This is a genomic window from Micromonospora sp. WMMD712 (genome assembly GCF_029581295.1).
GTDB classification, from domain to species: domain Bacteria; phylum Actinomycetota; class Actinomycetes; order Mycobacteriales; family Micromonosporaceae; genus Micromonospora; species Micromonospora carbonacea.
In genome coordinates, this window is record NZ_CP120743.1 from 6,967,194 (window position 1) to 6,978,192 (window position 10,999).

General features: G+C 74.5%; 8 protein-coding genes. 7 read left to right on the top strand and 1 reads right to left on the bottom strand.

Translation table 11 applies throughout. The features are described from left to right. Positions 1 to 105 precede the first annotated feature (105 nt). Positions 106 to 471 (top strand): CATRA system-associated protein, encoded by a 366-nt coding sequence (locus O7633_RS30200; RefSeq protein WP_282324810.1) that lies wholly within the window; start codon positions 106 to 108, stop codon positions 469 to 471. Further along, complete coding sequence (locus O7633_RS30205) at positions 449 to 2,308, top strand: CATRA conflict system CASPASE/TPR repeat-associated protein (protein ID WP_282324811.1); 1,860 nt, start codon at positions 449 to 451, stop codon at positions 2,306 to 2,308. The genes O7633_RS30200 and O7633_RS30205 overlap by 23 nt, the downstream gene beginning before the upstream one ends. Positions 2,309 to 2,396: 88 nt before the next feature. On the opposite strand, the gene O7633_RS30210 is transcribed toward O7633_RS30205, so the two are convergent. Further along, complete coding sequence (locus tag O7633_RS30210) at positions 2,397 to 3,707, bottom strand: macro domain-containing protein (protein WP_282324812.1); 1,311 nt, start codon at positions 3,705 to 3,707, stop codon at positions 2,397 to 2,399. Positions 3,708 to 3,890: 183 nt separating this feature from the next. Between O7633_RS30210 and O7633_RS30215 the strand changes: the two genes are divergently transcribed. The 5 genes from O7633_RS30215 to O7633_RS30235 all read left to right on the top strand — a co-directional run bounded on the left by O7633_RS30215 (position 3,891) and on the right by O7633_RS30235 (position 10,995). After that, a complete protein-coding gene (locus O7633_RS30215) occupies positions 3,891 to 4,241 on the top strand; it encodes a CATRA system-associated protein (RefSeq protein ID WP_282324813.1) in 351 nt (116 codons plus the stop codon). Continuing rightward, positions 4,219 to 5,796 (top strand): CATRA conflict system CASPASE/TPR repeat-associated protein, encoded by a 1,578-nt coding sequence (locus O7633_RS30220; RefSeq protein ID WP_282324814.1) that lies wholly within the window; start codon positions 4,219 to 4,221, stop codon positions 5,794 to 5,796. The genes O7633_RS30215 and O7633_RS30220 overlap by 23 nt, the downstream gene beginning before the upstream one ends. Before the next feature lie 62 nt (positions 5,797 to 5,858). After that, entirely contained in the window at positions 5,859 to 6,569 is a 711-nt protein-coding gene (gene grpE, locus O7633_RS30225) for a nucleotide exchange factor GrpE (RefSeq protein WP_282324815.1), read from the top strand. A gap of 51 nt (positions 6,570 to 6,620) precedes the next feature. Continuing rightward, the gene (locus tag O7633_RS30230) at positions 6,621 to 8,294 is read left to right on the top strand and encodes an Hsp70 family protein (RefSeq protein ID WP_282324816.1); all 1,674 of its coding nucleotides are present in this window, start codon (positions 6,621 to 6,623) and stop codon (positions 8,292 to 8,294) included. Positions 8,295 to 8,298: 4 nt separating this feature from the next. Next, the gene (locus O7633_RS30235) at positions 8,299 to 10,995 is read left to right on the top strand and encodes a hypothetical protein (protein ID WP_282324817.1); all 2,697 of its coding nucleotides are present in this window, start codon (positions 8,299 to 8,301) and stop codon (positions 10,993 to 10,995) included. The last annotated feature ends 4 nt before the right edge of the window (positions 10,996 to 10,999 follow it).

Here is a 10,999-nt window from a genome sequence, read left to right on the forward strand (position 1 = left end):
CGGCCTTCGGGGGAGGGCCGCCCGCCCGGCGGGCCGATCGATTCGATTTCCCGATCCGCACTGCCCTTCTTGGACACTGCGGAGCGGAACTAGGATCGGGCCGTGATGGATCGCCCAGAGCGGGAGGCGTCCGCCGCGCGCCTCGACCCACGAACGATCAGAGATCTGGTCTCGATGCTGCGGGAAGCGCAGGGTTGGCGGCTCACCGACGGGAAATGGCAGGAAGTGGGCCGCCTGGTCGAGGACGCGGAGAAGGCCCTCGCCGGCGGGGACGCCGCCGCTCTGCGTCGGTCGATCGACACCCTGGAAGTGGCCGGGGAAGTGCGCATCACGCGGATAGGCGCGGCGTCGACGCCGCAACCCGTCCCGCCGCCGATTCGTGATCGACTCAATCGCCTCGTGCACCAGCTGTCGCCGCCGTCCGGCGGCCACGCCGGAGGGGCCGCCGGTGACCGACCATCCCGTCGTTGAGCAACAGCTCGTCGTGCACCGCTTCCTCCCGGTCGACGGCCCACAGGCCGAGGCCGCCGGCGAGGAGTTGCGCGAGCTGTGGTCCGCCTGTCGACGCTCCTTCGGGATGACCGCCCCGATCCCCGGCACCCACCTGCCGGCCCACCTGCCGGAGGCGCTGGCCGCGGGGCGGGGCGGGCCCGAGGAGGCCGCCCTCGCCGCGCAGGAACTGCCCGACAGCGGATACCAGGCGATCCTGCGGCGCTGCCACGACGTGCTCGGCCTGTCGGTGGCGCTGGCCCCGCGGGTGGTCGACGCCGATGGCCGGGCCGTCGTCGATCCGGCGGCGGGTGAGCCGGCGCTCTGGTGGGCCGACCTGGACCGGCGCTGGCGACTGGCCACCGCGGGCCGGTCCGGGGCGGCCCTGGGTGAGGCGGTGCTCTGCGTGGCGGTCGTCGCGGGCGTCGTCCCGGTGGACGGGGCCGGCATCGAGCGGCTCGGCCGCCAGTTGGCGCGGTTCCTGCCCCCCGAGCAGGAGGACGACGGATGGCCGTCGCGCGGCGTCCCGGTCGGCGACGGGCTGGTGGTCTGGGAGACGACAGCGAGGCAGGACGGGCGCGTCCGGCGGCGCTTCCTGGTCGTCGGGGGAGAGCGGGACCAGGGTCCGCTCAGCGCCTGGCTCTGGTCGGACGGCGGGGTACGGCTCCCGCCGCTGGCCCGCTACCTGCTGCACGCATCCAAGATCCACTATCAGCTCCGGGTGTGGCGGCGGGACCGTGACCCGCAGGGCCGGGCGGGCGGGGCGGCTGCCACGGCCGGCGAGCTGCGGCGGATGCTGGGTGCCGCGGAGACGACGGTCGGCGCGGCACCGGTCGGCCCGCCGGCCCGCGCCGACCTGGCGGCGGTCCGGTCCGAGGAGCTGGCGGCGGTGTCGACCAGCACCGCGCTGCGGCAGATGCGCCGGACGGTGGAGGTGGCGACGGCGAACATGACCAGGGTGCCGGGGCTCGGCGCAGCACGCGCCGACGGGCCCGGTCCGTTCGCCGACGATCTCGCGCTGGCGGAGTGGTTCGTGGAGCAGCTCGCCGACGACGACGCCTACCTGACCGTGGACGCCGAGCGGGCGCGCCGGGTCGGCGAGATCGGCCTCGCGTTGCAGGCCGCAGCCGGGCCGCCGACGCCACCGGCCGTCGTGGCCCCCGTCTCTCCGGCCGTGGCAACCGAGGAGGCGGGCAGCGGCGCATACGGTCGGCACGCCGACGCCGGCCGGGAGGCCGCCCCCGCGACGAGGGGCGGCCCGGCCATCCGCCCCGAGGTGTCCCGCCGCGTCTTCGTCGTGCACGGCCGCGACAACCAGGTCCGCGACCGGATGTTCGACTTCCTCCGCGCGCTGGACCTGCGTCCGATGGAGTGGGAGCCGCTGGTCACCGCGACCGGAAGCACCGCACCCTACCTGCGGGACGTGGTGGGCTGGGGGGTCACCCACGCGCAGGCGGCGGTCGTGTTGCTGACCCCCGAGGACCAGGTGAGCCTCCATCCGGATCTGAGGCTGCCCGCCGACACCAGCGTCGAGGCCCAGCCCGGCCTGCAGGCCCGCCCCAACGTGTTGCTGGAGCTGGGCATGGCGTTGGCGACCTATCCGGATCGGACCCTGGTGATTCAGGTGGGGGAGACCCGGCCGGTGGCCGACCTCGGGGGGCTCAACTTCATTCGGCTCACCGACAGCCCCGACTGCCAGCGCAAGATCGCCTCCAGGCTGCGGCAGGCGGGCTGCGCGGTGGACGACACGGGATCGGACTGGCTGGCCCCTGGGCGCTTCGCCGGGCTGGAGGCGTACCACCGGCACGCCCGGTCGTGACCCGGACCGCCCGGCACGGTGCGGCCGGCGGGCCCGTGCCGGGCAGGCGCGCGACGGCGCCCGGTCGGCGTCCCGGCCCGGCGCGGGCTCACAGCTGGCGGAGGAAGGCCGCCACGTCGAGGATGTCGACCTGGCTGACGTCGGCCGGCCGGAGCACGATCCGCAACTCCGGGCAGAACGACCGCTGCCGGGACCGGTCGAGGTAGGACCGGATGATGATCTTGATTAGCTCCTCCCGGCCGACCCGTGGGAGCCGGGCCAGACCCGAGCCGATCAGCGGCATGGCGAGGACGCCGAGCTGCCCGTGCCGCTCGGCGGCGTCCCACACCCGGTCCAGGCTGACCCGCAGCTCCGCGAGGCTGGACTCGGCGACGAGGTCGTTGCCCATCCGGCTGTACGCGACGCCGAAGATCCGTCGGCGGGGCTGGCGGAGCACGGCCACCGTCCCGACGGGATAGCGGATCAGCTTGCCCCGGCGTTTGGCCGCCCGAGACTCCGTGGCCACCTTCGGCGCGTCGGCGAGCGCCCGCCGAAGCTCCCGATCCAGCCACGCGCGGTCGCCACCGTATTCGCGTCGCAGCAACTGCCCCTGCACGCTGTCGCTGTTGATCACGATATCGCCCGTGGTCGAGGTGTCGAAGGTGTCGCTGAAACCGACCACGAGATGCGCGTCCTCCTGACCGAACAGGTCGCCGGTCAGGATCCGCACGGTGGTGCGCGGCGAGGTGAAGACCCGCTGGACGACGTTGCGGGGCAGTGCCTGGGCCTCGCGCCGGATGCGGTCCATCAGCTCGGCGAGGGCGGCGTCGTCGGGCCGCTCGGCCAGCAGGCCCTGCCCGAACTCGAACGCCCGGTCCCACATCCCGATGTCGCGGTAGGCGCGCAGCAGGGCGCGTTCGGCGGCCTCCCTGGCCTCCCTGAGCTGCTCGATGGTCCGCCGCGCGAAGGGGAAGCTCTCCGCGTCGAAGAGCGGGCGTCCGGACCAGAGCCCGAGCGCGTCGTTGAGGGTGTCGATCGCGGTCGCCGGGTCGGCGTGGTGCGAGCCGTGGACGAGCCGGCGGAACCGGAAGACGTCGACCTGGTCCGGGTCGAGGACCAGGCGGTAGGCGGACGTCCGGCCACGCTCCGTGCGTAGGATCTCGGACCGCTCGCCGGGGCGGAGCGGGTCGAGGAGCTTCCGTAGTTCGAGGATCCGTTTCTGGACGAATATCTTTCCCGGCCTCTCGACCGGCCCGCTCCGGGGCGCCCAGACATCGCGAAACAACTCGTCGACCGTCAACGGCTCGCCGGCCGCCAGCAACAGTCGGATCAATACGGTCGCGGTGGTGGGTGGAAGCGGCGTGATGACGCCGTCGAGTTCGATGGTCGTGCGCCCGAATAGTCGCACCCAAACTGCCATCCGCGCCCTCCCCGGCCATTTTCGACAGGCCACCACGGTAGAGAAGGCGTTCACCGGAAGCAAACCGGAAGCGGTCGGTAAGCCGACTTTCAGCAGTACGGGACTTGTTGTGGAAGCGATGCCGCTGATCAGCTGAGGTGGCTGAAGAAAGGCTGTTCTGGCAGGTCGGAAAGGTGCGTGGTGGTGGCGGGTCGAGAGGTCGACGAGGAGCACATTCTATGCGAACTCCAGGGGGTCCTGACCGATCTGCTGGAGCAATTCCTGCCAATGGCCACTTGGCAGCGGATCGAGTTGCTGGTAATCGCTGCCGATCGGGCGTTGTCCCGCGGTGATCTGGTCGAACTCGCTCGGCAGTCCGCCCTCATCGAGGCGTCATTCGCCGTGCGGGCCACCCCGTTGGGCACCCAGCCGAGCCAGCCCGCACCGTACCAGCTGCGCGAACGGGTGGCCATCCTCATCCACCGGGCGGACCAGTGGCGCGGCCGGGGCAAGGACGACGGGGGGCGGGCGGATGAGCGCCGCACCGCTGACTGACCGCGAACTGGTGGCGCACGTCTTCGTTCCGCTCACCGGACCGCACCACCCGCACGGTCACGCCCATCTCGCCCAGGTGTGGCGGCGCTGCCAGGAACTGCTGGCCATCGTGGAGCCCACCCCGCTCGACCTGCCGACGGACCTGCCGGGCGACGTCGACGGCCTGCCTGCGCGGGACGGCCCGGTCGCGGCGGCCCGGCGCAGCGGCGGCGGCGTCCACGAGATGTTCGCCTACCGCCGGAGCGACATGCTCGGCCTGTCGGTCGTGCTGGCCCCCGGGCAGGCGACGAGCTGGCCGGCGCTGGAGGCCGACTGGGCGCGCGCCCGGGGCGGCGAGCACCCGGCGGTGCTGGGCGAGGTGCGGCTCCGGCTGGCCCTGCACCGGCGTTCCCGGTGGGGCTCCGCGAACGCGACCGCCCAGGCGTACGCGGCGCTGCGCGCCGAACTGGACGGACCCGACCGGCCGTCCGGGCCGGCGCAGGGCGTGTCGGGCCGGCGGCTGCCGCCCGGAGCCGACCGGCCGTCGCCGGGGGTGGCCGTGACACCCGGCGGGTTCGTGGTCTGGGAGGCGTCGGGGCTGCCGGACGACCGCCGGCTGCGTCGGCTCGTGGTCGTCGCGCCGAAAGGCGCCGGGGAGCAGCTCAGCGAATGGGCCTGGAGCAGCGGCCGGGCCGAACCGGCGACGCTGACCCGGTACCTGCTGTACGCGGCGATGGCCCGCTACGAGCTGCGGGTCTGGGCCGCCGGGCAGGCCCGGTCGCTGCCCCACGAGGTCGACGCCCGGCTGGCCCGGCTGCTGCCGCTGCTGGACGAGGCCGCCGAGGATGACCAGCCCGACCCGGCGCAGTGGGACCGGTACGCCCGCGGCCTCGGCCGGCTGGTCGCGGACGAGGCCGGACTGCTGGACGCGGTCGCCGAGCTGAGCGGCCTGCGTCGCACGGTGCAGATCGCCGCCACCAACATGGCCACTCTCGTGCCGCCACCGACCGGTGCGCACCGGGACGGCCCGTTCGCCGACGACCACGCGCTGACCACCTGGTTCGACCGGCAGCTCGACGACGACCTCACCTACCTGCGGGCGACGCTGGCGCGCACCACCAGCGTCGGCGTGCTGCTCGACCGTTCGGTGCGGCGCTGGGAGGCCGCCCGGCGGGAGCGCTACACCCTGGCGCAGACCGCCCTCGTCGGCGCGGTCCTGATGGTGCTGACCGCGATCCAGGCCCTGCGCTACCAGGTGCCGCTGCCGCCGCGGGTCCAGCCGGCGGTGGTCGTCGGCCTCGGCGCGGTCGCCTTCTACCTGCCCCTGGCCGTCATCCGGCTGGCCTCGGCGCGCCGGGGCGGCACCTCCCCCGTCGAGCACCTGGCCCTGGCCGCGCTGGTCGCCACCGTCCTGTGGGCGGGGCTGGCCTGGCTCGCCGACCTCGTTCCGACGGGCTGGGCTTGGGCCGCCGTGCTGGTGCCCGGCGCGTTCCTGACGACCTGGCTCGCCCTGACGACCCGCCGCGCCCACCGACGCCGACGGGCCGAAACCGGCCGTCGGTCCGCGACGGCGTGACCGACGCCCCGCCGCCCGCTCAGCCCGGCCACCCCGAGACCCCCGAGACGGATGTGGAGACCATGACGCGAGCCCCCCACGACAGCAACGACCCGGCGGACGGACCGGCCGACGGCGGGCCGGACGCCCGGCTGACCGCCGACGAGCAGACCTGGCCGGTGCACGAGGAGACCTGGTCGGTGCAGGAGGAACTGCCCGACGGGGAACCGGCCGAGTCCGCCGCCGACCGGTTGTGGGAGATCGGCGCGGCGCTCGCCGCGATCCAGCACGAGCTCGCCCGGCAGAACGAACGGGCGGCGGCCCGGGAACGGGTCATCGACCGGCTGCACGAGGAGAACCTGCGGCTCCGGTCCGGCGAGTACCGGTCGGTGACCCGTCCGCTCGTCACCGACCTGCAGAGCCTCCGCAACGACCTGCTGCGGCAGGCGGCGACCCTGCGCGACCCCGTGACGGTGCCGACCGTGGCGGAGCTGCTCGGCAGCTTCGCCTACAGCATCGAGCTGACCCTGGAACGCGCCGGCGTCCAGGTGCTGCGCGCGACGGCCGGGACCCCCTTCGAACCGGGATCCCACCGGGTGGCCCGGGTGGTCTGCACGGACGACCCGGCACGGGACGGCACGGTGGCCGAGCCGCTCGCCGACGGCTACCGGGACGTCGTCTCCGACCGCGTGCTCCTGCCCGCCTCGGTCGTCGTGTGCCGCCGGTCCGCCACCCCGACGCCGGTGCGCACCCCGCCGCCGGCCCCGGGCGGCCCGGCCGCCCCGGCGCACTGACGTCGACCAGCGAATCACCCCACGACGGCTTCGAGGACAAAGAGGACAGAGATGACTGAGCAGCTCACCTACTTCGGCATCGACCTGGGCACCACCTACTCGGCGATCTCCTACATCGACGAGACGGGCCGCCCGACCGTGATCCGGGACCTCATCAGCGAGAGCGACACCATGCCCTCGGTGGTCTACTTCGAGAGCGCCGACAACGTGATGGTCGGGGCGAACGCGCGGAACATGGCCCGGGTCGACCCCGCGCACGTCGTCGAACGGGTCAAGCGTCAGATGGGCCGGGAACGGCAGTGGGAGTTCTTCGGCGAGACGCACACCCCCGAGTCGATCTCCGCGTTGATCCTGCGCCGGCTCGTCGAGTACGCCCAGGAGTACACCCAGGGCGAGGTGCGGCAGGTGGTGATCACCGTGCCGGCGTACTTCGGGATGCTGGAACGCGACGCCACCCGCAACGCCGGGATCCTGGCCGGGCTGGACGTCCTCGGCATCGTGCCGGAACCGGTGGCCGCCGCGTTGCAGTACGACCTGATGGACGGGGCCGCCGAGCGGACCGTGCTCGTCTACGACCTGGGCGGCGGCACCTTCGACACCACCGTGATCCGGGTCGGCCCGGACGCCGTGGAGGTGATCTGCACCGACGGCGACCAGGAGCTCGGCGGCGCCGACTGGGACGACCGGCTGGCCCAGCACCTGCTCCAGGAGTTCGTCGCCGCGGCCGCGCCGGCCGAGGAACCGGCCGAGGACGCCCAGTTCATGCAGGACCTCTACCTCACCGCCGAGCAGGTCAAGCGGCAGCTCTCCCAGGCCACCTCGCGCACCGTCCCGCTGCGCTTCGCCGGCGCCTCGGCGATGGTCACCATCACCCGGGAGACCTTCGAGGAGATCACCCGGGACCTGCTGGACAACACGATCGCCATCACCGACCGCACGCTGGACAAGCTCCGCGACAAGCTCGGCGGCGATCCGCGACAGCTCGTCGACGAGGTGCTGCTGGTCGGCGGCTCGACCAAGATGCCCGCCGTGACGGCCCGGCTCGCCGAGGCGTACGGCTGGCGTCCGCAACTGCACGACCCGGACCTGGCGGTGGCCAAGGGCGCGGCCCGCTACGCGCTCAGCCGGGCGGTCTGGCAGGCGGCCGACCCGACGGCCGAGTCCGCCCCGACCGCCGAGGAGCGGGCCGAGCGGGTCAACGAACTGGCCAACCTGACCGGGCTCAGCGCCGAGTCCATCGCGGCGGTCTCCCACAAGCGGATCACCACCGTGCTGCCCAAGGCGTTCGGGGTGAAGCTGGTCGACACCGACAAGCCCGGCTGGGCGGAGGACACCGAGGCCGCCTCCTACGTCGCGCACCTGGTGCACGCCGACGACCCGCTGCCCTCCGGGCCGCACCCCCTGGTGGGCGGCACCGTGGTGGACAACCAGCAGGAACTGAGGATCGAGGTCTACGAACAGGCCGGCACGGTGGAGAGCGCCGAGCTGTTCGCCAACAAGGCGGTCGACCGTGGCGCGGGCACCATCACCGGGTTGCCGCCGTTGCCGCAGGGCTCCCCGATCAACATCAGCATGACCGTGGACGACGACGGCCTGCTCACCGTGCACGCCGTCGAACCCACCTCCGGCAAGGACCTGACCATCGCCGTCCGGGTCAGCGTCCTGTCCGAGGAGGAGATCCCCCAACTGCGGGCGAAGGTGTCGGCGATCTCGGTGAGGTCCTGAGCCGATGGAATTCGACCCGGCCCGGTACGACCGGGAGGTGATCGGCCCGCTGCGCGGGCGGCGGGGCCGGCTGCCCGACGGTGACCTCCGGGTGCGCTACGCCGTCGAGCCCGGGATGGACCGGGCGGCCCTCGAACAGCGGCTGCGGAAGGTGCGTACCTACTGGAACCAGAAGGCCAGCGGGCCGGCCGCGCAGGCGGCGACCGGGGTGTGCAAGCGGCTGCTCGCCGCCGACGAGGAGCTCAAGCGCACCGCCGGCGGCGCCATGCTCGACCCGGCCTGGTGGGAACAGCAGGCGACGGCGTACCGCCAGCGCGCCCGGGGCGCCCTCGACGGGCTGGTCCGTGACCTGCGCGACTCCTACGGCGGCTCGGGCCGGGTCACCCCGGGGCAGCTCGCCGCCATCGTCGCCCACCATCAGGCCACCTTCGACCACGACCAGCTCGACCAGGCGGTCCGCCAGGCCAAGCTGGTCGTGGTCGAGCCGGTGGAGCTGCCCGCCGACAGCGGGATGGAGCGGACCGCATACCGCACCCTCACCGAGAACCTGGGCATCGCCGGGGCGTCGACCATCGTGCACCTGCTCCACCCCGACCTGCGGGAACCGTTCCGGCTCTGCGCCGGCTTCGCCGTGCCCGGCCGACCCGAACTGACGCTGACCGCCGAGGTGGTGCGGGCGCGCAGCGCCGCCGAGAACGCCGCCGCCGACTCGCCCGCGGTGCGGGCCCGCAAGGCGGCGCTGGTCGCGCTGCGTACCGCCGCCGACCGTGGCGTCGCGCTGGCCGGCATCGCGCTGTTCCAGGTGGCCGAGCAGGTGCGGCAGGGCCGGGCCGCCGGGCTGGCGGACCGGCTGCTGGTCCGCACCGCCGTCGATCTCGGTCTGACCCCGGAGGACGCCGAGCTGCTGGTGCTCAGCATGCCGGTCACCGTCTCCGCCACGGTCAGCCCGGCCGACCAGGTACGGGCGCTGCTCGGCCAGGGCGAGCTGCGCACCGCCGCGCAGCGGCTGGCCGCCGTGCCGGCCGAGCACGCCGACCGGGAGACGCTGCGGCGGGAGATCGCCGCCGCCGAGCAGCGGGTCGTCGCACTGTTGGACCAGGTCGACCAGGCGCTGGCCGCCGACCGGGAGGAGGCGGCGGAGCAGCTCCTGCGGCAGGCGCTGGCCGTCGCCGCCGACGACGACGCCCTCGCCGCCCGGCTGCGCCGGCTGCGCCCCCCGCCGCCGCAGGACCTGCGGGTGCATCCCGGCGCGCCGACGGTGCTGAGCTGGGCGCGGCCGGCCACCGAACGCACCGACCTGCGCTACCGGGTGGTCCGCGGCGACGGGGACCCGCCCGCCACCCCGCAGGCGGGGACGCTGGTCGCCGAGACCACCGAGCCGACGGCGGCGGACCCGGAGCCGCCGGTCGGCGCCCGCTGCGGCTACGCGGTCTTCGCCGCGGGCGAGTCGGGCGCCTGGTCCCGGGCGGCGACCGCGATCGCCCTGCTCGCCCCGCCGGTGGGGGAGGTGACGGTGCTGGCGACCCCGCACGAGGTCACCCTCGCCTGGCGTCCCCACCCGGCGACGGTCGCGGTGCGGGTGCGCCGGACCGAGTCCCGACGGCCCGGCTCCCCCGACGACGGCGTGCCGCTGCGCGCCGAGCCGACCGGGCTGACCGACACCACGGTCCAGCAGGGACGCGACTACCACTACAGCCTGGTCGCGGTCTACCGGGACCCGGCCGGCCGGGAGGTCACCTCGGCGATGGTGGTGGTCACCGCCGCGCCCCGGCCCCGGGCCCGCCCGGTCGAGTCGCTCACCGTCGAACCGGTCCGGGCGGTGGGGAACCAGGTCCGGGTCCGGCTCTCCTGGCTGCCCCAGCCCGGCATCCGGGTCCGCATCCGCCGGGCCGACGCCCCACCGCCGTGGCCGGTCGGTGCCACGATCCACGAGCCGGCGCTCGACGGATACGGCGTCGAGGTCACCGGGGCTCCCGCCGACGCCGACGGCCGGCGCGTGCTGGAAGCCGACGTGCCCCAGGGCTTCCACGTCTACCTGCCGCTTGCCGTCGGCGGCGAGGGGACGATCGTCGGGCGGCCGGTCACCCAGGGCACGGCCGCGCCGGTGGAGCGGCTGCGCGCGCAGCGCGCCGGCGACCAGGTGGACATCTCCTGGGTGTGGCCGGACACGGTGAGCCTCGCCGAGGTGACCCACGCCCGCGACGGCTGCCCGGACGAGGTCTTCCAGGTCAGCAGGAGCCGCTACCTGCACGAGAAGGGTTGCCGGCTGACCGCCGACGACCGGCCCGCGCGGGTCAGCGTGGTCGGCATCGCGATCGGACCGGCGGGCCGGGCCCGATCCCCGGCGGTCTGCTGCGACGTGCCGGGCCGCCCCGGCCGCCTCGCGTACACCGTCGAGCGGCTCGCGGGGCTGCGCAACCGGTTCTCCCCGCGCCGGGCGCTCGCGGTCACCGCCGAGCGGGACTGCGCCGTCGCGCACCTGGTCGTGGTGGCGCGTGCCGGGCCGGTGCTGCCGGTGCGGCCCGACCAGGGCCGCGAGCTGCTGCGCGTCTCCGACGTGGAGTTCGGGGCCGGGCAGACCCGGCGGTTCGAGTTCGACCTGCCCGGGGAGCTGCCCCGGCCGTACTGGATCAGGTGTTTCGTCGATCCCCCCTCCGGCGCGGTCCTGCGGGATCCGCCGGTCGACCAGTTGAAGGTGTGACGTG

Bases quoted from the DNA above. Each gene is read 5' to 3' on its own strand.
- grpE (WP_282324815.1), top strand. From the start codon at position 5,859: ATGACGCGAGCCCCCCACGACAGCAACGACCCGGCGGACGGACCGGCC.
- O7633_RS30235 (WP_282324817.1), top strand. From the start codon at position 8,299: ATGGAATTCGACCCGGCCCGGTACGACCGGGAGGTGATCGGCCCGCTG.
- O7633_RS30220 (WP_282324814.1), top strand. From the start codon at position 4,219: ATGAGCGCCGCACCGCTGACTGACCGCGAACTGGTGGCGCACGTCTTC.
- O7633_RS30230 (WP_282324816.1), top strand. From the start codon at position 6,621: ATGACTGAGCAGCTCACCTACTTCGGCATCGACCTGGGCACCACCTAC.
- O7633_RS30200 (WP_282324810.1), top strand. From the start codon at position 106: ATGGATCGCCCAGAGCGGGAGGCGTCCGCCGCGCGCCTCGACCCACGA.
- O7633_RS30210 (WP_282324812.1), bottom strand. From the start codon at position 3,707: ATGGCAGTTTGGGTGCGACTATTCGGGCGCACGACCATCGAACTCGAC.